Annotated in this window: 18 protein-coding genes; 10 read left to right on the plus strand and 8 right to left on the minus strand. The window is 70.9% G+C overall.

Going from position 1 to position 23,061, the window contains the following annotated elements; genetic code table 11:
- Positions 1–74: 74 nt before the first annotated feature.
- Both D7X74_RS14375 and D7X74_RS14380 read right to left on the minus strand, forming a co-directional pair.
- On the minus strand, positions 75–1,499 hold the full coding sequence (locus D7X74_RS14375; protein ID WP_147446568.1) for a chromosome condensation regulator RCC1: 1,425 nt from the start codon (positions 1,497–1,499) through the stop codon (positions 75–77).
- Positions 1,496–3,307, minus strand: coding sequence for an Ig-like domain-containing protein (locus tag D7X74_RS14380; protein ID WP_158622231.1), 1,812 nt, complete (start codon positions 3,305–3,307; stop codon positions 1,496–1,498). The genes D7X74_RS14375 and D7X74_RS14380 overlap by 4 nt, the downstream gene beginning before the upstream one ends.
- A 406-nt stretch (positions 3,308–3,713) precedes the next feature.
- On the opposite strand from D7X74_RS14380, the gene D7X74_RS14385 reads away from it, so the two are divergent.
- A complete protein-coding gene (locus D7X74_RS14385; RefSeq protein WP_120533526.1) occupies positions 3,714–4,130 on the plus strand; it encodes a type II secretion system protein GspG in 417 nt (138 codons plus the stop codon).
- Positions 4,127–4,597, plus strand: coding sequence for a type II secretion system protein GspG (locus D7X74_RS14390; protein ID WP_120533527.1), 471 nt, complete (start codon positions 4,127–4,129; stop codon positions 4,595–4,597). The genes D7X74_RS14385 and D7X74_RS14390 overlap by 4 nt, the downstream gene beginning before the upstream one ends.
- Positions 4,598–4,791: 194 nt before the next feature.
- Here D7X74_RS14390 and D7X74_RS14395 read toward each other — a convergent pair whose 3' ends face one another.
- Positions 4,792–5,265 (minus strand): YchJ family protein, encoded by a 474-nt coding sequence (locus D7X74_RS14395; protein WP_120533528.1) that lies wholly within the window; start codon positions 5,263–5,265, stop codon positions 4,792–4,794.
- Between the two features lie 124 nt (positions 5,266–5,389).
- Here D7X74_RS14395 and D7X74_RS14400 point away from each other — a divergent pair, with 124 nt between their 5' ends.
- The 4 genes from D7X74_RS14400 (at position 5,390) to D7X74_RS14415 (ending at position 8,806) form a co-directional block, all read left to right on the plus strand.
- Positions 5,390–6,283, plus strand: a complete 894-nt coding sequence (locus D7X74_RS14400) for an undecaprenyl-diphosphate phosphatase (RefSeq protein ID WP_120533529.1) — start codon at positions 5,390–5,392, stop codon at positions 6,281–6,283.
- 14 nt (positions 6,284–6,297) lie between these two features.
- Positions 6,298–6,921, plus strand: coding sequence for a CoA pyrophosphatase (locus D7X74_RS14405; RefSeq protein ID WP_120533549.1), 624 nt, complete (start codon positions 6,298–6,300; stop codon positions 6,919–6,921).
- A gap of 174 nt (positions 6,922–7,095) precedes the next feature.
- On the plus strand, positions 7,096–7,683 hold the full coding sequence (locus tag D7X74_RS14410; RefSeq protein ID WP_120533530.1) for a DUF488 family protein: 588 nt from the start codon (positions 7,096–7,098) through the stop codon (positions 7,681–7,683).
- Between the two features lie 181 nt (positions 7,684–7,864).
- A complete protein-coding gene (locus D7X74_RS14415) occupies positions 7,865–8,806 on the plus strand; it encodes a class I SAM-dependent methyltransferase (protein WP_233602099.1) in 942 nt (313 codons plus the stop codon).
- 58 nt (positions 8,807–8,864) lie between these two features.
- Here the strand turns inward: D7X74_RS14415 and D7X74_RS44210 are convergent, their stop codons facing one another.
- From D7X74_RS44210 to D7X74_RS14435, 3 genes are all read right to left on the minus strand, one after another.
- Positions 8,865–9,338 carry a hypothetical protein gene (locus D7X74_RS44210; RefSeq protein WP_233602100.1) on the minus strand — a complete coding sequence of 158 codons (474 nt, stop codon included), beginning with the start codon at positions 9,336–9,338 and terminating at the stop codon, positions 8,865–8,867.
- 820 nt (positions 9,339–10,158) lie between these two features.
- Positions 10,159–11,631, minus strand: a complete 1,473-nt coding sequence (locus D7X74_RS14430; RefSeq protein ID WP_120533533.1) for an MBOAT family protein — start codon at positions 11,629–11,631, stop codon at positions 10,159–10,161.
- A 3-nt stretch (positions 11,632–11,634) separates the two neighbouring features.
- Positions 11,635–14,373 (minus strand): GDSL-type esterase/lipase family protein, encoded by a 2,739-nt coding sequence (locus D7X74_RS14435; RefSeq protein ID WP_120533534.1) that lies wholly within the window; start codon positions 14,371–14,373, stop codon positions 11,635–11,637.
- Between the two features lie 178 nt (positions 14,374–14,551).
- Here D7X74_RS14435 and D7X74_RS14440 point away from each other — a divergent pair, with 178 nt between their 5' ends.
- The 4 genes from D7X74_RS14440 to D7X74_RS14455 all read left to right on the plus strand — a co-directional run bounded on the left by D7X74_RS14440 (position 14,552) and on the right by D7X74_RS14455 (position 20,949).
- A complete protein-coding gene (locus D7X74_RS14440) occupies positions 14,552–15,613 on the plus strand; it encodes a mannose-1-phosphate guanylyltransferase (RefSeq protein WP_120533535.1) in 1,062 nt (353 codons plus the stop codon).
- A 225-nt stretch (positions 15,614–15,838) separates the two neighbouring features.
- Entirely contained in the window at positions 15,839–18,406 is a 2,568-nt protein-coding gene (locus D7X74_RS44215; protein ID WP_233602101.1) for a protein kinase, read from the plus strand.
- A gap of 181 nt (positions 18,407–18,587) precedes the next feature.
- Entirely contained in the window at positions 18,588–19,958 is a 1,371-nt protein-coding gene (locus D7X74_RS14450; RefSeq protein ID WP_120533536.1) for a phosphomannomutase/phosphoglucomutase, read from the plus strand.
- Positions 19,959–20,013: 55 nt separating this feature from the next.
- Positions 20,014–20,949: an ROK family protein gene (locus D7X74_RS14455; RefSeq protein WP_120533537.1), complete on the plus strand. Its 936-nt coding sequence runs from the start codon at positions 20,014–20,016 to the stop codon at positions 20,947–20,949.
- Positions 20,950–21,001: 52 nt separating this feature from the next.
- Here D7X74_RS14455 and D7X74_RS14460 read toward each other — a convergent pair whose 3' ends face one another.
- Positions 21,002–22,093 carry a YCF48-related protein gene (locus D7X74_RS14460; protein ID WP_120533538.1) on the minus strand — a complete coding sequence of 364 codons (1,092 nt, stop codon included), beginning with the start codon at positions 22,091–22,093 and terminating at the stop codon, positions 21,002–21,004.
- Between the two features lie 50 nt (positions 22,094–22,143).
- The gene (locus D7X74_RS14465) at positions 22,144–23,034 is read right to left on the minus strand and encodes a DUF547 domain-containing protein (protein WP_233602102.1); all 891 of its coding nucleotides are present in this window, start codon (positions 23,032–23,034) and stop codon (positions 22,144–22,146) included.
- Positions 23,035–23,061: the final 27 nt, after the last annotated feature.

Here is a 23,061-nt window from a genome sequence, read left to right on the forward strand (position 1 = left end):
GTGTATAAGAGACAGGGTCAGGACCAGGCACCGCGTGGAGTTCATCAAGAGGGCCATGGGGGAGGGGCGGAAGGTCACGGCAGGTTCACGGATTGCGGCGTGGACGCGCTCTTGGGCGCACCATCGCCCTCTCCCAGTTGGCCGCTGAGATTGCCGCCCCAGATGATCACCGCGTCATCCCGCGTGCGCGCGAGCCCATGCTGGGCCCCCGCCGCGAGCTCCACGAGCGGCAGGGGCGTGGCCAATCGCGTGGGCACGACGCGCTGGTTGGTGTCCCCGACGCCAAGCTGTCCGGTGCTGTTGAGTCCCCACGCCCAGCCCGTGCCGTCACTTCCCAAGGCCCAACTGGAGTTGTTCGCGGCCGTCACCGCCGTGATGCCCGTGAGCACCAGCACCGGCGTGGGCTGCGCACGGCCCCCGCCGAAGCCCGCATCCCCGTGGCCGAGCTGTCCCGACGTCCCCGTGCCCCACGCGCGCACCGTCCCATCCGCGAGCAGCGCCAGCAGGTGGCTGCGCCCGGAGGCCAGGTGTTCGACCTGCTCCAGGCGGGGCACACGCGCGGGGGACGCCTGCACGCGCGCCTCCGTTTCGCCCGTGCCCAGCACGCCATCGCGGTTGTAGCCCCAGACTGACACGGTGCCGTCGCGGTGCAGCGCCGCGGAGTGTTCGCTGCCCGCGACCACCTGCACCACATCGGTGAGGTCCGGCACGGCCGTGGGCTGCGGCACTGCTTCGCCTTCCTCGCCCAGGCCCAGTTGTCCGCGCGCGTTGGCCCCGAACGCCCAGACCTGTCCGCTCGCATCCAGCAGCAACGCGTGGCCACTGCCCAGGGCGACGCCGACCACGTCCTTCACGCCTTCGACGCGATGGGCACTGCCCACCACGGTGCCACCCGCGTCCAGCAGGGAGGCCAGCGCGCCGCACAGCCACGCGCTTCCGTTGGCGGAGATCCAGGCGGTGGTGTCCATGGCCGACACCATCGCGATGGGCCGCTGCCCTTCGAGCGCGAACGCGGGGCTCAGCCGCTCTTCGGGCGTCGTCTCACAGAGCTGCCCCTGTCCATTGCCGCCCCACGTGACGAGGCGTCCCTGGCGCACCACGCCCGTGTGGCTGAGTCCACCGCCAAGCCCTGGACCTCCGTGATACGGCACGTCCTGCGTCGCCGTGTTGCCCGCTGCATCCGTGGCCGACACGTGGAGCACGTGCGAGCCGGGCGGCACCGTCAGCTCCATGGACAGCGTGGAGCCCGCGACGGACAGCGTCCGGGAGATTCCGTCATCGACCCACACCTCGACGCGGGTGGCGTCTCCCACGTCGCCGCTCAGGCGGAGGCGGGGCACGTTCAACCACTGGCCCGGCGCGGGCGTGTCGATGCGCACCACCGGGGCCTCCGTGTCGGGCGGCGGAGGTTGTGACGGGATGACGGGGTCCTCCCACGGTCGAGGCGTCTCGCCGCAGGAGCACAGCGCCAGCATCAGGAACAGGCCGGCCCGTCTCACGGCAGGGTCACCTGGAGGGGCTCCGAGTACGCCCAGGGATCCTTGGCGGCGGGGCCGCCTCCCAGGCAGCCCTTGACGTTCCAACCCCAGCCGAAGATGGACCCATCGCGCCGCACGGAGATGGCGTGCAGCGCGCCCACGCCCAGGGTCGTCACGTCCGTGAGTCCCACCACGGCCGTCGAGGGCGACGTGCGCGTCACCTTGTCTCCGGTGCCCAGCGTCCCGTTGGCGTTCTGACCCCAGCCGACGACGGTGCCATCCGCGCGGAGGGCGAAGCTGACGTTGCCGTTGGCGGCCACCGAGGTGGCGTTCGTGAGGTCCAGCACCGCCACCGGCACGGCGCTGTTGCCGTCATCGCCGCTCTGGCCCTGGCCCAGTTGTCCACTCACGCCCAGCCCCCAGGAGACGACGGCGCCGTTGGCGCGCAGCGCGAGCGTGTGGTCCTTGCCCGCCGATATCTCCACCACGTCCGTGAGCCCCGGCACCTGCGCGGGCCGCGCGTGCGGTCCACTGTCCGTGGTGCCCAGGCCCAGGTTGCCGGAGCTGTTGCGCCCCCACGTCCACACGGTGCCATCCGCGCGCAGCGCCACGGAGTGCTCGGAGCCGGCGGCCACCTGGATGACGTCGGTGAGGTCCACCACCTTCACCGGCACGTCGGAGGCGGTCTTCGTCGTGTCATCACCCAGCTGGCCCGCGCCATTGCTTCCGAAGGCCCACACCGTGTTGTCGTTGGCGAGCACCAGCGCGTGCGTGTAGCCCCGGACCGCCGTCACCGCGTCCGTCAGCGAGGGCACGCGCGCCGGAGCCCAGCGCGTCGTCACGTCCAGCGCGCCGGCGCCGGGGACGCCCAGGCCCAGCTGCGCGTTCTTGTTGTCACCCCACGTCCACACCGTTCCATCCAACCCGACCGCGAGCGAGCTGTTCTGACCGAACGCCACCGCGCCCACCGGGGGCAGCTCCGCCAGCAGCAGCGGCGACGGGGTGCTGCCCGCCGAGGGCCCGGGCTGGCCCAGGCCCAGCTGTCCCAGGTTGTTGTTTCCCCAGACGTACACCTTGCCGTCGCGCAGGAGCGCCGAGTGCGAACCGCCTCCAGTGACCCAACGGCCGAAGCGGAAGTGGACCTGCTTCTCGGTGGCGTTGCCAGACGCGTCGCGCGCCCGGAGCACGAGCGTGTTGTCGCCGCGCGCGGGCGTGAGCACGAAGGTGAAGGCGCCGTCAGTGGACACGGACTCGGGCTGCTCCGTGCCGCCGTTGAGCTGGGCGGTGAAGCCCGTCACGCCGAAGTTGTCCGTGGCCCGGCCCGTCACTCGCACCTGGTACACGGTGAGGTCCTGGCCCTCGGTGGGGCTCGTGAGCGCCACCGTGGGCGCCCGGACGTCGCCGTAGGTGAAGTGCAGGGTCGCGTCGTTGGACTGGCCGGCTTCGTCTTCCACGTGGAGGGTGACGGTGTTCTCGCCCACCACCGCCTCCACGGGGACCGTCAGCACCTGCTCCTTCGGGCCGTTAGGAGGGGTGCGGTCGGTGACCGGTCCGCTGTTGTGCTTCACCGTCAGCAGCGCGATTCCACCTTCCGCGCGGACCACCGCCTCCACCTGCACCTGGGCCTGCTCCACCTGGGCGCCCTCCGTGGGGGAGGTGAAGCTCACCGTGGGCGCCGCCACCTGCGTGCCCGCGTCCGTGCCCGCATCGAGCGTCACGCCCGCATCCGTGTTGTCCGGCGGCAGGGGCACCGGGTCGTCACCGCATGCCCCGAGCAGCATCACCGCCGCCAACAGCCCCGCCCCCCACATCGCCTTGTGTCCCCGCATGGACCCGCCTCGCTGGCCGTTCACGGTTTTCCGCTTCGACCGGCTTATTTTGAGATTGATTCGCAAATTCGATTCGGTGCGGGGCGTGTATCGCGGAGGACGGCGTGCGCGCAAGTGGCGGGGGGCTGGCATGGCCTTCGGGAGGGATCAGGCCTTCCGTTCGTGGCGTGGGTGCGCGGGACACCGTGGCGGTGCCGCGCGCCAGGCTCCTGCCAGAAAGACAGACATGTTCTCCAGTCACGGAGGGCTGCGCCTCTGGCCCTCTGGGAACGCGGATGTCGCAGCGGGCCGCGAAGAGAGGCGCGCTGATTGCAAACACGCTCGTCCCAGGTGGGACGCGGTGCCGGGTTGGAGGCTCCGTTCCGCCTGGAAGCGGCGCGTGGGGCGCCGTGTCGGAAGGACAGACATGGACAAGAGCAGGCGACAGGTGCGGCGTCAGCGCGGCATGACGCTGATTGAAATCATGGTGGTCATCACCATCCTGGGACTGATTGCCGCCGCGGTGGGCGTGGCGGTGCTGGGCCAGTTGGGAACCGCGAAGCAGAAGCGCGTGGCATTGGACTTCGGGTCGCTCGGGCAGGGCCTTCAGTTGTACGTCGTGAAGAAGGGCCGGCTGCCGGACACGGCCACGGGACTGCGCGCGTTGGTGGACGAGCAGATCCTCCCGAAGCTCCCCCAGGACCCGTGGGGCCAGGACTATGTGTACACGCTGGACCGGAGTACGCCGGTCATCGTGTCACTGGGCGCGGATGGCGCTCCAGGCGGGGATGGCGACGACCGGGACCTGTCCTCGCGCGACCTGGACGCGGAGTCCGCGCGATGAGGGGACGGCTCCATGCCCGCTTCTCCTCGGATGCGCACGGCTTCCCGCGCGAGAGGGCGCAGGGGGACACGCGGCGGCGCGGTATGACGCTGATCGAACTCATGGTGATCCTCGGCGTCCTGTCATTGCTCACCGCCTGGGTGGTCCTGGCCGTGCGAGGGCTCATGGACCATTACCGAGGCAAGCCGCAGCGCGTGGCGCAGGACTTCAAGGTGATCGACAACGCCCTGCGACTGCACGTGGAGAAGACAGGTCGGCTGCCGGACCCGGACACGGGGCTGGGCACGCTGGTGGAGCAAGGCCTCCTCGCGAAGCTGCCCCAGGACCCATGGGGCCACGACTACCGGTACGTGCTGCTGGGTGAGGAGGCGGTCATCGTGTCCCTGGGCGCGGACGGAGCGCCCGGTGGCAGCGGAGACGACCGGGACCTGTCCTCGCGCGACCTGGACACGGAGTCCGCGCGCTGAGGGAGGAGGGAAAAGGGTGCTGCCCGAGTGGAGAAGCCGCGATTGGGTGGCGTTTCAGGCCAGAGCGGATTCGAACCGCAAGCCCCCCGTGAAGGGGGCCGTACCAGTGCGTGTAGGGCCTCTCCGGCCGGGCAGCACGGTGTCTGACGCAAGGGCCGCGAAAATCCTGACAGGGGATTTCCGTGCCCTTTTCCTCAGCCCGCCGGGAAGGTGTCCAGCGTGAGTGACTCGGGCGGCACGGACAGTTCGCGCGGCAGCTTGAGGACGCCGTCCAGGTAGCGCCAGCCGGTGCCGTCGTGGCGGAAGTCGGAGCGCTCCACGAAGGACTGGTCCTTGCCCTTCTCGAACACCTTGGCGAAGAAGAGGACGCGGGCGAGGCCGGAGGCGTCCGGCGGCTGGTGGCCCAGCACCACGAGCCCCGGGTACTGGTGACCCTGGGCGAAGGCGCGCAGCTCGCGCAGGACGTCCGCCTCTGGACGGGCGCGCATCGGGTGGTCCGGGTGGAGGGTCTTCCACAGGTAGGCGGCGTCGCGCTGGGCGAAGGCGCTGTAGCGGCTGCGCATGAGGCGTTCGGCGTCGGGCGCTTCGGCCTCGCCTCGGTGGAAGGGGGCGCAGCACTGGCGGTAGCGCTGTCCGGAGGAGCAGGGGCACAAGGGGACGGGCGGCATGGAGGATTGAAGCCTACCCGGGTTTGGCGGGCGGACGGTCGGGTGGCGAACCGGGCGGAGGGATGGGGAACCTTCGCGCTTGCGGGCCAGGAGGGCAGGGCATATCCCTGGCGCACCGCCCCCTATGAGCCTCCTCGAAGCCATCGTCCTGGGTCTGGTCCAGGGTCTCACGGAGTTCCTGCCCATCAGCTCCACCGCGCACCTGCGCATCGCGCCGGAGCTGTTCGGCTGGGCGGACCCGGGGGCCGCGTACTCGGCCATCATCCAGTTGGGCACGGTGGCCGCGGTGCTCATCTACTTCCGCAAGGACATCGTTTCTTTGGTGGCCGCGTTCTTCAAGGGCCTGGCGCGCAAGGAACCGTTCGGCACGCTGGAGTCGCGGCTCGCGTGGTTCGTGCTGGTGGGCACGCTGCCCATCGGCATCTGCGGGCTGGCGTTCAAGAAGCTCATCGAGACGCAGTTCCGGTCGCTCTACGTCATCGCGGGCAGCCTCATCGTGCTGGCGCTGGTGCTGTTCATCGTGGAGAAGCGCGCGTCGCACACGCGCACCGTGGCGGACATGACGTGGCGGGACGGCATCCTCATCGGCCTGTGGCAGGCGCTGGCGCTGGTGCCGGGCTCGTCGCGGTCGGGCACGACGCTCACGGGCGGCCTGTCGCTGGGGCTCAAGCGCGAGGACGCGGCGCGCTACTCGTTTCTCTTGTCCATTCCGGCGACGACGCTGGCGGGCATCTTCGAATTGAAGCACCTGCTGGAGGCGCCGACGCGGCCCTCCACGGTGGCGCTGGTGGTGGGCACGCTGGTGGCGTTCGCGTCCGGCATGGGCGCCATCGCGTGGCTGCTGAGCTTCCTCAAGCGCCGCACGACGCTGGTGTTCGTGGTGTACCGCATCGCGCTGGGCGTGCTGCTCCTGGGCCTGCTGCAGGCGAACGTGCTCAAGCCGATGTCGGGCGTGGAGAACCTGTCGACGCCGGACGCGCCGACGAAGCCGCCGGTCGAAAAGCAGATCACGGACTGATGGGGATGGAAGCCGTGCGCGTGGAGGCCTTGTTCGATGCGTTGGAGGCGCGGCTGAAGGCGCGGCCGGCGCGGACGTTCAACCTGCCGGGCAGGGTTTTGCGCGAGGCGGCCGTGCTGGTGCCGCTGTTCGAACGGGACGGCGTGCCCTTCATGGTCTTCACCCGGAGGCCCGCGCACCTGCGCACGCACGCGGGGCAGTACGCGTTCCCGGGCGGTGGCCAGGACGCGCAGGACGTCACGCCCCTGGAGACCGCGCTGCGCGAGACAGAGGAAGAGCTGGGCATCGCGCGCGGCGGCGTGCGGGTGCTGGGCCTGCTGGATGAGACGCCGACGACGTCCTCGTATCGGATCCGCCCCTACGTGGGCGTGATTCCGGGGGACGGGAAGTACGTGCCGAACCCGGCGGAGGTGGACCTGGTGTTGGAGGTGCCGTTCGTGCGGCTGATGGACCCCGCCATCCTCCGCGTGGAGCGCCACGCGTGGGAAGGGGTGGAGCACGACGTGCACTTCTACACGCACGGCGAGCACGTCATCTGGGGCGCCACGGCGCGCATCCTGCGCGACTTCCTGTTGCTCGTGGCGGACGTGCCGGGCGTGCAGGACCTGCTGGGTGCCCGCCTGCCTGCCGGGGGCTGAGGCGCGAATCTCCGCGAGCCAGCAGCCCGGTTTCGCGAGGCTGCTTGTCGGACGCGGGGGAACGTCCAACACTTGATGGGCGGCTCCAGGGGGCCAGGGAGGCCGCATGGGCGCCGAGCGCCGGGCTCGGAGGGCTCTCGCCCGGGCCCCGGCCTTCCGTCAGGAGGCGTGGGAATGGTCACGCGGCTGCCGAGGCGGGCACCTGGGTGGAGTGGCGTCCAGGTCTTCGCGCTGGGCCACTCCACGCGCACGGTGGAGGAGCTGGTGGGGATGCTGTGGTCGAACGGTGTGCGGACGCTCGTGGACATCCGCACCGTGCCGCGCTCGCGCCACAACCCGCAGTTCAACGTGGACGTGCTCGGGCCGTTGCTCGCGCAAGTGGGTGTGGAGTACCTGCACCTGGCGGCGCTCGGTGGCTTGCGGCATGCGCGCAAGGACTCGCCCAACGGGGCGTGGCGCAACGCGAGCTTTCGTGGCTACGCGGACTACATGTTGACGGAGGACTTCGCGCGGGGGCTCGAGGCGCTGCGCGAAATCGCGCTGCGTGGGCCCGTGGCCGTCATGTGCGCGGAGGCGCTGCGGTGGCGCTGTCATCGCTCGCTCCTGGCCGACGCGCTCTGGGCAAGGGGCGTCCAGGTGATGCACATCACGAGCCCCACACGCGTGGAGCCGCATCCGCTCACCGCCTTCGCCAGACTCCACGGCCGGCAGGTGCTCTACCCGGAGGGCGCGGACGCCGTGTCCGAGGCGAGCGCAGGGTGAGCCTCCACGGCACGCCCTGGTGCACGCGTGGTGAATGTGCGGGAGCTCGGACGCCGCCAGGTGTTCTCTTGCCTGCCAGGCGCTGGATCCGGGGGGCGGGGGACAGTGCGTGCGGCAAGGCTCCTTGTCGGACGTCAGGGCACGTCCAACATTGGATGGAGGGATCCTTCGAGGGGGTGGTGTGGACGGTGGGCGTGAGGCAGGTGAAACCCGGGAAGCCGCGCTGGTCGCGTTGGGGGACGCCCTGCGGGCGGAGGGCTATGCCTTCACGACGGTGACGCCAGAGACGCACCGGCGGGTGAATGCCCGCTCCGGGGCGAGTGAGGCCCGTTCGCTCCGGGACGTGTTCGGGTGGAGCCGGCCCTTCAAGCCCGGCGTGCTGTCGCCTGGGCTGCAGGCGCTGCTGGAGCAGGCAGGCGCGCTGGCGGATTGTGGGGACGGGACGCTGCGCAGCCGGGTGCGGTTCTCCACGCTGGGTCCGGGACTGTACGTCCACTCGGCGTGGCCCACGTCGCAGAAGGACGCGGTGTTCTTCGGGCCGGACACCTACCGGTTCTGCGCGTTGTTGCAGCGGGTGCAGGGCACGTTCCGGCGCGTGGTGGACCTGGGGTGTGGTTCGGGCGCGGGGGGCCTCTCGGTGGCGAGGCGCAGCGATGAGGTGGTGCTCGCGGACCTGAATCCGGAGGCGCTGGTGTTCTCGCGGGTGAATGCGCGGCTGAACGGCGCGCAGGGGGTCCAGGTGGCGCATTCGGATCTGCTCCAGGGGGTCTCCGGCGCGTTCGACCTGATTGTCGCGAACCCTCCGTATCTGGCGGACGCGGATGGGCGCACGTACCGGGACGGTGGAGGCACGCACGGCACGGAGTTGTCGGTGCGCATCGTGCGCGAAGGCGTGGAGCGCCTGTCGCAGGGTGGGACGCTGGTGCTCTACACGGGCGCGCCGGTGGTGGAAGGTGAGGACCTGCTGCGCACCGCACTGGAGCGGCAGTGGCGGAGCGCGCCGCTCACGGACGTGTCCTACGAGGAGTTGGATCCGGACGTGTTCGGAGAGGAGCTGGAGAAGCCGCCATACGCGGGCGTGGAGCGAATCGCGCTGGTGGCGCTGACGGCCCGGCGGGCTTGAGGTCGCTCGTTCAGGTGGAGGCTTCCTTGCGCTTGCTGCGGCGGTCTGGACGCTCTCCTCATGGATGGTACGGATACCGCTCGATGGATCCGTCTGGTGAGACCGCGAACAGTTCGAACCAGTCGGTCTCAAGCCCGGTGACGCCGGGTCCAAAGCCTGGGCATCGGTCGACGCGGCGGTTGATGCGTACGAAGTACCAGCCTGCTTCTTTCCCAATGACGGCTTCCAGGGACCTGGCGGAAAAGGCGCACTGTCCCGTGGACTCCTTGGGGAATCGTTTCAGCGCTTCTTCCAGTGCTGCATGTGCTGCCTGGATGGCGGGGCCTTCCAGGGTGGCGAGCGGCGTCAGGTCCTGTTTCGGCCAGGGAATGGGCGACTCAGGTGTCGATGCGGAGATGGGTACGCCCGCGTCGGCTGGTGCGGGGGATTCCACCGGGCTCGCGTCCGGTCTCCTATTGCAGAGGGGCATCCCCAGGAGGCCCAGCTCCATCAACAGTGATGCCATCAGCATGAGCTGGGGAGTCTTCATCATGAGAGCACCTGGGGGGGCCGTAGGCCACTAGGGGTGAAGGGCCGCGGAGCAGTCGGGTGGGACGCCCTCGGGCCTGAGCATGCTGGGGGGACTTGGCTTGCAGCGTGCCTGGAAGTTCCAGTGCTTCTTTGTTCCATCCCAGCGGAAGACAGCGCCCTCCTGATTCCACTTGTAGAACCGTGGGGCATTTCGATGCCCGGTGGCGAGCCAGCCCCAAGCGGGAATCACCTGCCCACGCTCATCACGTGCGAGCCGCCCGCCCGGAGTCGTGCCATAGGCGACCACGACCCACGCACCTTCCGATTTGGCCAGCGGCCAGGTACTCAGGTCCTGATTGCTCACGTCCGATGCGCACGGGTGGTTGTGGGCATAGCCAAAGACGGGCAGGTCCTTGCCGTAGTCCGCATCATCGACTCCTCCAAACGGAGGTTGGCACGAGCCGCCTGACTTCACCGTGTTCCGGACCGGCCAGGACACTCGCCAGTCCGAAGGCGTGCGATAGATGGCGACGCAGTACTCGGACGCCTCCGGGCGTGGCCGCCCCGTGCTCGCGTCACATGTGTCGATGGCGCCGGGGAGCTCAAACAACGCTTGAAGCGTTGGAATCACGAGGTCATCGGGAACGCTCATCGCGTGCGTGAGGACCGCGGGGATCTCCGGCCAGGGGCCCGGGGCCACGGTCAGGCTCTTGATGCCGTCCTGACTGGGCAGCTCCGAAGAAACATAGAACCGCCGGGCACCCGCACTCGCGCATGCGATGCCCGTGCACGCTGCGACCCACCAGAGCTGTCGCCGAACGAACCTCATCCGGCGAGCGTACTCAGAACTGGAGGTACACGTACGGCCGCGCTTCCAGCGAGGCCAGCTGCCGGATGCCCAGACCGATGAGCACCAGCACCACCGCCCGCGCGGGTGCTGGCAGCTTGAGGAACGCGAGCGCCGTCAGGTCGTAGACCTTCATCGGCAGTGTGTGCGCGATGATGGCCACCGCCAGCATCGTCCACACCAGCGGGCCCACGTTCGCCAGGCCCGGGATGCCCGCCAGCATGCGCTGGTAGAACTCCGCCGCGTGCGTCATGTCCGGCGCGCGGAACACCACGCGCGTCAACACCACCAGCGTGAACGTGGCCAGCATCCCCAGGCCCACGCGCACCGGGCCGGGCTCCTGCTGCTTGCCCCGGAACCACCACCAGCAGCGCACCGCGCACAACGCCACGCCGTGCACCGCGCCCCAGACGGCGAAGCGCCAGTCCGCCCCGTGCCACAGGCCGCCCAGCACCATCACCATCATCAGGTTGAAGAGCACCCTCGGCTTCGAGCGCCGGTTGCCGCCCAGCGGGATGTACAGGTAGTCCCGCAGCCACGACGACAGGCTCATGTGCCAGCGGTTCCAGAACTCGAACAGGTTCTTCGCCAGGTACGGCCGCGCGAAGTTCTCCGGGAACCGGAACCCGAACAACGCCGCCACGCCAATCGCGATGTCCGAGTACCCCGAGAAGTCGTAGTACAGCTCCAACGTGTACGCGACCGCCGCCACCGCGCACTCCGCCGACGAGTACGCGTGCGGGCTGCCGAACACCGGATCCACGATGCCGCTGCCCAGCACGTCCGCGATGATCAGCTTCTTCACCAGCCCCACCGCGATGCGGAACATCGCCTTGCCACCGTCATCCGGCGACAGCGTGGGCACCTGGCGGAAGTGCGCCATCAGCTCCGACTCGCGCACGATGGGCCCGCTCACCACGCGCGGGAAGAACAGCATGTAGAGCAGGTGCTCGATGAACGAGTGCCCCGAGCTCGCCTTCCCCCGGTACACGTCCACCGTGTAGCTGATGGATTGGAAGACGAAGAACGACAGCCCCACCGGCAACAGCAGGTGGAAGGGCTCCGGGCGGACCTCCACGCCCCACGGTCCCAGCAGCGCCAGCGCCGTCCTGCGCAACAGCTCCAGGTACTTGAAGCCCGCCAGCATCCCCAGGTTGGAGACGATGGACAGCACCACCAGCAGCTTGCGCACGCCCGGCTTCTGCGCGCGGCCCAGCCCCTTCACCAGCAGGTGGTCCACCGTCACGCCGGTCAGGAAGATGAGCAGCGGCATCCCCGCCAGCAGCAGGGCCTCCACCGTCACGTTCCCCTGCGCGATGAGCTGCGGCAGCTGCGTGAACCCGGTGTAGAGCACCAGGCTCGCCACGAGCAGCACCCACATCCGGGGCCAGAAGTGCCGGTGCACCGCCCAGTAGAGCGCGAACACCACGATGACGAAGATGACGTAGTGGAGGCTGTGGGACAGCACGGCTCAGGGCGCTCCCGCGGCGGAGGCCGTCGGCTCGCCGCCCTTCTTCGTGGACTCGTACGCCGCCATCAGGTCCTTCACGAACGCGTTCGCGAGCACCGTGTAGCCCGCCTGCGTCAGGTGCACCCCGTCCGCGTGCCCCAGCGGCTCCGGCTGGCGCTGCCAGCGCTGCATCGAACGCTCGCCGCCCATCGCCGCCCTCGCGGACCAGTACGCGCACCCCGCGTCCTTCGCCACGCGTGGCAGCGTCGTGAGCACCCTGCCCAGCGCGGGCGCCTCCGTCCAACGGCCATCCGCGTCCTGCTGCATCCGGTCCGTGGGCCCGATGAGCAGGCACTCCGCGCCCGTCGCCTTGCGCAGCCGCGTCACCAGCGCCGCGTAGTCCTGCCGCAGCGCCTCCGCGTCCAGGCCCGGCAGCTCCGCCTCGTTGGTGCCGTACCAGAACACCAGCAGGTCCGGCCGGCGCGCCTTGAACTGCTCATCCATCGCCGCCGCGTCCATGTCCCGCGCGGTGAAGGCCGTGGCGCCGGGCAACCCCAGCGCGTCGTACACCAGCCCCGGCGTGTCGTACTCCAGCGACGCGCCCAGCACCGTCGCGGACCCTCCACCCTCCGGCACCGTCACCTGCACCGTGTGCGCGGCGCCCGTCACCGGGAAGGAGCGGATGCGCACCGTGGGCTTCGTCAGCGGCTCCGGCGGCGGGGCTTCCGGAGCAATCTCCTCGCCGTCCACGCGGATTGTCGGCGCGGCCGCATCCGGCGCGTCCAGCGCGTACAGGTCCAGCCGGCCCGGCGTGTCCTTGCGGCCCTCGCAGTCTTCGCAGAAGGAGATGCCCAGGCTCGCGCCGGGCGCTCCCACCGCGCGGATGCCGGTGAGCCCCCAGAGCCCTCCGGGCGTGGCGCCCTTCGCGTCCTCCACCGTCCACGGGCCGTCCAGCGTGCGCGACACATGCGCCGCCTCCAGCCGCGATGACGGCTTGCCCGCCGCGATGAAGCCCCGCCCCGCGTCGCCAAAGCGCTTCGTCAGCGCGGCTCGCACGGTGTCGGAGAAGAAGTGCGCCGCCGTGTGGGAAGCGCCGACCTGCGCGATGCCCACGCGCAGCTTCGCGCCGGACTCGCGGCGGGCCAGGGCCTCGAACGTGCGGTTCAGCGCGGGGGCCGCGTTCTGCAGGCCCGTCGTGTCCGTGCCCGGCAGGCGCGGCGGATGCGTGCGCGCGAAGGCCCGCTGCAACGACAGGTCGAACAGGTGGCCCAGCAGGTTGGAGCCGCGCACGCGCGGGTGCACCAGGTCCTCCAGCATCAGGCCCGACTCCAGCCACTTGAGCGCGGAGCCCTCGCCGCCCATCGCCGCCAGCGTGTCGTAGAAGGCACAGCCACCCCGGCGCGCCTCTTCTCGGAAGACCTCCGTCACCTCCGCCGAGTGCCGGCGCGTGACCAACTCGCCGCTCATCGTGCGCACGCCCGCGTCGATGGGCGACATCACGAGGCACGCCGCGTCCGGCACCGCCGTGCGCACGCGCGACACCAGCTCCTTCATCTGCGTGCGGACCTCGTCCACCGTGGTGCGCTCGCGCGACAGGAAGAACGCCTCGTTGCCGCCCACCATCAGCACCACCAGCGACGGCTTGCGGTGACGCAGCTGCGCGCGGAAGGCCGCGGGCTGCGCGCGCAGGTACACCTCCGCCATGCCGCCCAGCAGGCCCACCGTGTCGTAGACGACGCCCGGCGTGCCCGACTCCAGCGCGACGCCGTGCAGCTCCGTCTTGCCGCTGGTGGTGAGCGTCAGCGTCTTCGCGCCCTCGGGGAGCTTCAGCCTCGCGAACGCGGCTTCCGACTTGGGGCCGAACGCGCGCGTCTGGATGCGCTGCGTGTTCTTGCCATCCACCGACACCTGCACGGAGCCGCTGGCCGCCTGGGCCAGGAAGTACAGCTCCGCCTCGCGCGTGCCCTCCAGCGAGTAGCGCGTGCTCTGCGCCGGACCGTTGGTGGAGAAGGCCACGCCCGTCCAGCCCACGCGGTCCTTCGGCCAGTGCGTGTCCACCAGCCGCTCCATCTTCCAGCCGTCCGTGCTCGCGGTGCCCGCGCGCGTGGCGCGGCCGGCGCTCGCCAGCCGGTGGATGTAGAGGAAGCCCGGGCCGCCCGAACCGAAGCGCTCCTGGAGCCGGTCGCGCACCACGTCGGTGATGTAGTCGGAGGCGATCAACGAATCGCCCAGGTGCACCACCCGCACCGGCGTGCGCCGCGCGTCCGAGCGCAGGTCGCCCAGCGCTCGCATCAGCGGCGCGAGCCCGTCCTCTTCACACGTCCCGTCCGCGCGCGACTTGCGGCAGTTGAGCTCGATGTCCACGTGCTTCGCGCCCATGCGCTCGCGCAGGGCCTCCAGCTCCAGCGCGGTCGCCAGCGTGGGGGCGCTCAGCTCCTCCAGGCCGATGCCGGGCACCGCCGGGGCCTCGCCCACCTGGGGGCCGGCCTTCGGATCCGTGTCGGTGGCGGCGGTGTCCGCTTCCGCGAGCGCGGAGGGCGGGGCGTCGGGCGCCATCGTGTCGGCGGGCGGACGCGGGGCCTTCACCCCGCGCAGCGAGGCCGGCAGCGCGAGCGCCACCAGCTTGGGCCCGAGCGAACCTTCCTGACGAAGGCTGGGGAGGGGGCGGAACTTCTCCGGCAGTGGCGCCAGGGACAACCCCACCGTCAGCAGCACGGTGAAGGCCAGCGTCCACCCGGTGGATGTGGGCTTGAGACTCAACGGTGGGGCATGAGACTGGCTTTTCGGGGGCGGGTCAAAACTCTGCCCACATCCGCGCGCCCCACCGGCCGGGCAGCAGACAGCCGGGCCCCCTTCCTCCCACGGCGCGAAGCGCTATGGTGCGCCGCCGTCAGCGTCAGGCGTGGCCTGGCGCCCTCCAGGAGCTCAGACCCCGCGTATGGCCCTCTATCCCGTCATCATGGCCGGTGGCTCCGGCACCCGCTTCTGGCCGCTGTCCCGCCAGGCCCGTCCGAAGCAGTTCCTCCCGCTCGCCTCCAAGCACCCGCTGCTCACCGACACCGCCCTGCGCCTGAAGGGCCTGGCGCCGGTGAAGAACACCTTCATCGTCTGCGGCCCCGTGCACGCGAAGACGGCCCTGAAGCTGGTGAAGGGCCTGCCCAAGGGCAACCTCCTGGTGGAGCCCGTGGCGCGCAACACCGCGCCCGCCATCGCGCTCGCCGCCCTCCAGGTGGCCGCGCGCGACCCGCGGGGCATCCTCGCGGTGCTGCCGTCGGATCACCACGTCGCGGACGTGAAGGGCTTCCAGCGCACGCTCGCGGAGGCCGCGCGCATCGCGGAGGGCGGTCACATCGTCACGCTGGGCATCAAGCCCGCGCGCCCGGAGACGGGCTACGGCTACATCCAGGTCGGTGACGCGCTGGAGGGCGGCGGCCGCAGCGTGAAGGCGTTCAAGGAGAAGCCCGACCTCAAGACGGCGCAGGAGTACCTGGCCGGCGGCGACTACCTGTGGAACGGCGGCATCTTCGTCTTCCGCGCGGACGTGATGCTGGAGGCCTTCCAGAAGCACATGCCGGAGATGCAGAAGGGCCTGGACGCGCTCCAGAAGGCCGCGGGCAAGCGCACCTTCCCCGCCGTGCTCAAGCGCGTGTTCCCCAAGCTGCCCTCCATCTCCATCGACTACGGCGTGATGGAGAAGGCGGAGAACATCGCGGTGCTGGATGGCGACTTCGGCTGGTCCGACGTCGGCTCATTCGCCGCCATCCCCGAAGTGCGCCCCGCGGACGCCCAGGGCAACGTCGTCTCCGGCGACGCGGTGCTCGTGGACTGCACGAACTGCGTGGTGCTCGGGGACAAGCGGACCCTCTCCGTCGTCGGCATGCATGACGTGGTGGTGGTGGACTCCGGCGACGCCGTCCTCGTCGTCCCCAAGGACAGGAGCCAGGACGTCCGCAAGGTCGTCGAGGCGCTCAAGGCCAAGAAGCGCCTGAAGCTGCTGTAGGGGCCTTGTAGGCCCCGGGCTCACCCCGCCTCCTGTTTCCCCTCACACATTTCTTCCCGGGGCTCCCTGTCATTTCTACAGGGGGCCCCGAGCCGTTTCGGGCGATTGCCGGCACCTTCGGGCGGTTGGAGTGTCCGGTGCCGGACGGAGGGCGCCCCCGGGCATGAGGCGCGGAGGTTGCAAGTCCACCCCGGGTCCGCCCCATTCAGGGGGCGTCAGGCGGGGATGGCGATGGGCTGCAAGCGCTGCGTGGAGGAACACCAGAACGGGGAGGCCTGCCCCGTCGAATCGCCGTCGTCGGTGTCCGGGGACTCGCTGGAGGGCCAGCGGCACGGGCCGCTGCTGCTGAAGCGCCGGCTGGAGATTGGCGCGGTGGCGTCGGTGTACCTGGCGGAGTACGTGCCCACGGGGCACCGCTTCGCGGTGAAGGTGCTGCATGCGCACCTGGCGGCCCGGCCAGCGGTGCGCGCGCGGTTCATCGCGGAGGCGCTCGCGCAGCGCAACGTCGTGCACCGTCACGTGGCGCGCGTGCTGGACGTGCGCCCCGGTCCCCAGGGCCTGCCCTGCGTGTTGATGGAGGCGCCGGAAGGGGAGTCGCTGAGCGCGATGCCGCTGCCGCTGTCTCCGGTGGAGGCGGGCGAGGTGTTGGCGCAGGCGCTCGCGGGGCTGGAGGCGGCGCATGCGCGCGGGCTCGTGCACGGGGACCTCACGCTGGACTCGCTGGTCGTCACGCGGGATGCGAAGGGCGCGCGGCGGGTGATGGTGCGCGACTTCGGCGCGGGCATGGTGCGGGACGCGGCGCTGTCGCGGGAGGAGCGGGCGCGGGGCGTGACGGTGGGCTCGCCCACGTTCATGGCGCCCGAGCAGTCCGCCGGCGTTTCCGGAGGGCCTCGCGCGGATGTGCATTCGTTGGGCGTGGCCGGGTATCTGCTCGTCACCGGGCGGCTGCCGTTCGGGCTGGGCCGGTCCGCGGACGTGGCGCTGTTCCCGCCGCATGCGCTCAACGCGAGCGTGCCTCCCGCGCTGTCCACCGTGCTGCTGCGGGCGCTGGCCGCGCGACCCGAGGACCGCTTCGACAGCGCGCGGGCCTTCCGCGTCGCGCTCGCGGAGGCGCTGGGCCTGGAGCCGGGTGTGCGGGATGCCTCGGCGGATGCGCGCGAGGACGTTTCGTCGGAGGTCGTGACGGAGCGCGACGCGCTGGACGACATCGACATCGTGGAGGACGTGCCCGCGTGGGGGGACTCGGCTTCATCCATGGAGGATGCGGCGCTGCGCGCGGCGGACGGCATGCCTTCCGAAGCCCGCGCGGGCGAGGTGGCCATGCGCGCGGAGGTGGCCGCGTTCTGGGCCTCGGCCGTGGCGATGCTGGGGCCCGCGGAGCGGGAGGACACGGTCGCGTCCCGGGCCGATTCCTCGGGCACTGGCGCTGCCGGTGACGCGCCGTCGGTGTCCGCCCGGGCCACCGGTGCACCCCTCGACGTGGGCCCGGTGTCGTCTGGTGACGCGAACTCCTCGTGGGCGCCCGCGCACACCCTGCTGATGGCCACGGTGTCCCCGGAGGAAGCCTCGGCGCTCCTCTCGCTGAAGAACCCCATGTCCTCGGCGGAGGTCCCCGCGCCCACCCTGCTGCTGAACCCGGCGTCTTCCTCGCAGGCGGGGGCGCCCCTCCTGCTGGTGGATCCGACGTCGCCGCTGGACGTCACCCCGGCTTCCGCGGCGCACGCGACGTCCACGCTGGGGTCCGCGGCCATTCCGTTCATGCACCTGGCGCCCTCCGTGGAGGCCGCCCCGATTCCGTTGATCCATCCGGCTTCCTCACAGCCGCCCGCTGTGCCCATCGCGCTCGTGGACCGCGTGTCGGACGGCGCCTCCGTGCCCTTGCCGCTGGAGAACGCGGTGGCACCGCTGGAGGCCACCGCGCCTCGCACCGACGCGCCGTCGGACCTGCGCGTGCGCCTGGGCCTCACGCCGGGCGAGGTGCTCCAGCCCGTGTCCGTGAGCGACGTCGCCCCCGAGGGCCTCTTCGCCGAATGCCGGGGCTCCCTGCCGCCGCTCGCCGCGCGCCTGCCCGTGGAGGTCTCCTTCCGCGGTGAGACGGCCGTGGGCGCGTGCGACGTCGTCCGCCACGTGACCTTCGACGAGGCGCGCACCTGGAACGTGCCCGCCGGCGTCTTCGTCCACTTCTCCGACGAGTACCCGGCCCTGAGCCGGATCCTCCTCCGCGCCCTCACCGAGGACCTGGAGCCCGCGCCCGACGCGGAGCTGGCCCGCATGCTGTCCCGCGCGGAGGCCGTCGCCCGGGACCCCTACACCCTGCTGGGCGCGAAGCCCGACGCGGACTTCGGCGACGTGCGCCGCCGCGCCCAGGCCGCCCTGCGCCGCCTGGACGTCTTCCAGGGCCGCGCGCTGCCCGCTTCCCAGCGTCAGGCGCTGGAGTCCCTGCGCATCCGGGTGCTGGCCGCGCAGCGGATGCTCGGCGAACCCCAGTCCCGCGTGGGCTACGACGCCACCCGGGGCAACGTGGCGGGCCTCGCCCGGTGCGTCGCCGCCGGTGTCCCCGAGCCGACCATGGAGGCCCTGCGCAGCGCCTTCCTCGCCGCCCGCCCGGAGGTGGAGACGCAGGCCCGCGCCCTGTTCACCCGGGGACACGCCTTGGAGGTCCAACGGTCCGTGCCGGCCGCGCTGGAGTGCTACGCGGAGGCCCTGAAGCTGGATCCGCTGAACACGTCGTGGCTGCGGCACTACCAGTCCCTGCGGGAGCAGCTCCCGGCGGGGGCCGGGGCCATGGCCTGATGGGGTCCATTACCCGTCAATAGGGGTAGGACGGGGGGAGGTGCCGCCCACCCCAGGAGCAGCCGGGCGTTCAAGAGTGGGAGCGGGGTGCTCGGGCGTGTGCAGCCCCCGGGGCCGCTCGTGTAGTGTTCGCCGCCCTCCGCCGAGCCCTCACGGCCGGGACAGGGGTGGGGACACTGCCATGAACGCGCACATCTTTCGCGAGTACGACATCCGGGGTCTGGTGGACAAGGACCTCACCATCGAAGTGGTGGAGCTGCTGGGCCTGGGTCTGGGCACCATGATCCGCCGCAAGGCCGGGACCTCCATCGCGGTGGGCCGCGACTGCCGCGAATCCTCCACGCGCTTCCGCGACGCGCTCGCCAAGGGTCTCACCGCCACCGGCCTGGACGTCTACGACGTGGGCGTGGTGCCGACGCCGCTGACGTACTTCGCGGCGAACACGCTGCCCGTGGATGGCCTGGCGATGATCACCGGCAGCCACAACCCGCCCGAGTACAACGGCTTCAAGATTGGCGCGGGCAAGACGACCTTCCACGGCCACGAAATCCAGGAGCTGCGCCGCATCATCGAGGCGAAGGACTTCGCCACCGCTTCCAAGCCCGGCAAGGTCACGCCCTACGACATCGTCACGCCCTACAACCACTTCATCCGCCAGACGGTGAAGGTGGGCCGCCAGGGGATGAAGATCGTCATCGACGCGGGCAACGGCACGGGCGGCGAGGTGGCCGTCCCGCTGTTCCGCAGCATGGGCTTCGACGTGGTGCCCCTGTTCTGCGAGATGGACGCGAACTTCCCCAACCACCACCCGGACCCCACGGTGGTGGAGAACCTCCAGGACCTCATCAAGGCGGTGAAGTCGGAGAAGGCGGAAGTGGGCATCGCCTATGACGGCGACAGCGACCGCATCGGCGTCATCGACGACCAGGGCAACGTGCTCTGGGGTGATCAGATCATGGTGCTCTTCAGCCGCTACGTGCTGAAGGAGGCCCCGGGCGCGGCCATCGTCGGCGAGGTGAAGTGCAGCTACACGATGTACGACGACATCGCGAAGCACGGCGGCAAGCCGGTGATGTGGAAGGCGGGGCACTCCCTCATCAAGGCGAAGATGAAGGAAGAGCACGCGGAGCTGGCCGGCGAGATGAGCGGCCACATCTTCTTCAAGCACCGCTACTACGGCTTCGACGACGCGGTGTACGCGTCCGCGCGCCTGCTGGAGATCCTGACCCACGAGAAGAAGACGCTGTCGCAGCTGCTCTCCGACGTGCCGAAGACCTACGCCAGCCCCGAGCTGCGCTTCGACACGAAGGAGGAGAAGAAGTTCGCGATGGTGAAGCGCGCCACGGAGATCCTCCGCGACGCGGGCCACGAGATCATCGACGTGGACGGTGTGCGCGTGACGTTCCCGGACGGCTGGGGCCTCATCCGCGCGTCGAACACGCAGCCCATCCTGGTGCTGCGCTTCGAGGCGAACACCGAGGCGCGCCTGAAGGAGATCCAGGCGCTCATCGACAGCACGGTCGCCCAGGCGCAGAAGGAAGTCGGCGCCTGAGGCGCGGCGTTCCACGCGAAGCACCGCACACGCAACCGTAGGGAGGGAGTTGGCCATGCCGACGCTGGGAATCGACCTGGGCGGGACGTCCGTCCGGGCCGCGGTGGTGGACGCGAAGGGCAAGCTGCTTTCGAGCGCCAAGGTGGCGGTGACGGACCGCAAGCCACAGGGCGTGGTGGAGATCATCGCCCAGGCGGCGGACGAAGCGCTGAAGCGCTCCGGCGTGAAGGTGGACGGCTGCGGCGTGGGCGCGGCCGGGCAGATCCACAAGGACTCCGGCGTCATCTCCGTGGCGCCCAACCTGGGCTGGCGCAACGTGCCCCTGGCCGACCTGCTCCAGAAGCGGCTGGGCTACGCCGTGAAGGTGGTGAACGACCTGTCCGCCGCGGCGTGGGGTGAGCTGCACGCGGGCGCGGGTCGCGGGGCGCAGGACATGCTGGTGGTGTTCGTGGGCTCCGGCGTGGGCAGCGCCATCATCGCGGACGGGCGGCTGATGCAGGGCGGCGGCGGCGTGGCCGGCGAGCTGGGCCACATCAAGGTGGTGCCCAGCGGCCGGCTGTGCGGCTGCGGCGAGCACGGCTGCCTGGAGGCGTACGTGGGCGGCCACAACCTCATCGCCCAGACGAAGGAGCTGCTGGCATCGGGGCACTCGCGCATCCTGGAGTCGCTCATCGCGGACAGCGACCCGGACAGCATCACGCCGGTGATGCTGGAGAAGGCGGCGGACATGGGCGACGCGGAGGCGAAGGAGATCTACGAGCGCGCCTCCCGCTTCCTGGCGATCGCGGTGGCCAACCAGGTGACGGTGCTGAATCCGGCGCGGCTGGTGCTGGGCGGCGGCGTGCTGACGCACTGCCCGGGCATCCGGCAGCGCGTGCTGGACGGCGTGCAGATGTGGGCGTCGCAGACGTCGCGCGAGGGCCTGCTCGTCGCCGACGCGGAGCTGGGCGACGACAGCGGCATCATCGGCGCGGCGCTGCTGGTCGCGTGAAGTCTTCCGGGCGGGGGGCGTTTCCCCCGCGCCGGTGAGGCTCCAGCGTGCGCTACGGCTTCTTCGGTGCCGGCTTCGGCTCCGCCGGGGACGCAGGCACCAGCCGGGCGATGCGGCCCTCCTCACCCACGGCATAGGCCGTGTCCTGCTTGCGCCGCGGTGAGGACACGGCATGGAAGCCGGTGGCGTCCAGCGGCTCCCACGTCCTGCCGCCATTCACCGAAACGTCCGAACCCGTGGGGCCCACGGCCACGAACATCGGCCGCCGGGCGTGTAGGAGCGACGCCACGCAGGAGCGATAGCCCCCCAGCGAGGTTCCCGAAGGCACGCTCCAGGTCTTCCCCCCGTTGAGCGTGACGGCCGCGGTGCCAGCGGTCTCCTCCGGCTTCTTGTAGTTGCCACCCACCGCGATGCCCGCCTTGTCGCTCCAGAAGAGGAGCGAGAAGACGCCCGCGCCTTCGCCCGTGGCCAGCGGCGTCGTCGCGATGTTCCAGTTCTGGCCCCGGTCCGCCGAGTACAGCACCCGCGCCGCCGAGCCCCCCAGTCCGAACCAGACGTGGGACGTGCCCTGCACCGCGATGCTCGTGCCGCTGGCGGCGAAGCCCGCTTCACCCGGGAGCGCGGGCGGCAGCGCTTCCTTCATCACGGGCTTCCACGTCGCGCCGCCATCCTCGGTGGTGATGACGATGAAGCGCCCGTCCACCGGGTCACTGAACGCGATGCCGTGCTGCTCATCCCAGAAGGCCATGCCGTCGAAGAACGCGCCCGGCACGGCGTTGGTGAACTGGAGCTTCCACGTCGCGCCCCCGTCCGTCGTCTTGTAGATGCGCGACTTGTCGCCCGTGCCAATGGACAGGAGGTACGCGGTGCGCTCGCTGAAGGCATCCACGTCGCGGAAGTCCAGGCCCTCCGCGCCCGGCACGGTGGACGCCTTCCACGTCTTCCCTCCGTCCGTGGTGCGCACGAAGGTGCCCTTGTCCCCGCTGGCCCAGGCCACGCGTGCGTCCACCGCGCTGACCCCGCGCAGGCGCACCGTCGTCCCGCTCACCTGCGGCTCCCACTTCACGTCCACGTTCCCCGGCCCCGCTCCCGCCCCTGCTCCGATGACCAGCCACGTCGCCAGCCACACCGCTCCCGTCGTCATGTCCCCGTGCCTCCTCGTCCGTGCTCGCGTGGGGACGCTAGCAGGGCGGCTCAGCGCCGGGAGGCCGCGTCCGCGACGTCGGGCAGCGACAGGTCCTCGGGCATGAAGGTGACGCGGCACGTGTCCAGCTTGGGCCCGCAGGCGCGGTCCAGGTCGCCGCGCGTGTCACAGCCCGGGCGCTCCTCGCAGGTGTCCGGCAGGAAGGCCCAGACGAACTGGAGCACGTTGCCGCCCCGGCCCTCCGGCAGCGCGGCGAGGAAGTCCTGCTTGCGCGTCTGGAACAGGCGCGCCAGGTGCACCGTGTCGCCCTCCAGCCGCACGTGGCGGGGGCTGGCCATGAAGCGGCGGCTGGCGTCGTTGAGCTGCGCGTCCAGGAACTCCGGCTGGTAGGGCGCGCCGTCCAGCGAGGGCCCGCCCCGCGTCCCCCGGAAGAGGGCGAAGTGCACGCGCGGGTCGCCGTACTCTCCCAGGATGCGCTGCTCCAGCGCCCACAGCGTCAGCCGCTCGCCGCCCACCGGCCACGCGTGGCCCCAGTAGAAGCGGCCGAACCACGCGGACGAAACGCCCTCCGGATGGCGCTCCACGAGTTGCAGGAGCACCAGCGCGTTGTAGGCGTTGATCCAGTACGCCAGGCTGTCCTCGGGCGTGGGGAACAGCTCCGGCCGCAGGCGCGGTGACACCGACGCCAGCGACGCGACGAACCGCTCCAGCGCCGCGCGGTCCCGCCCCAGCCCCACGAAGTCCAGGTCCCCGCTGGGGCGCACATGGTCCAGGGCGCGCGCGTAGTCGGTGGAGGAGAAGGGCCCGGCCGCGACGGGCACGGACGCAGGAAGTGCGCCTCGCACATACAACACCGCTCCCACGACGAGCACCGCCAGCACGGCCAGGACGGCCGCCGCGAACCAGCGCGCACGGTGGCGGGAGGGGAGGGGAGCGCTCACGGAGCGGCAGTCTATGCCACCCTCCGG

Origin of the sequence: Corallococcus sp. CA047B, assembly GCF_003612065.1 — a bacterium.
Taxonomy (GTDB): domain Bacteria; phylum Myxococcota; class Myxococcia; order Myxococcales; family Myxococcaceae; genus Corallococcus; species Corallococcus praedator.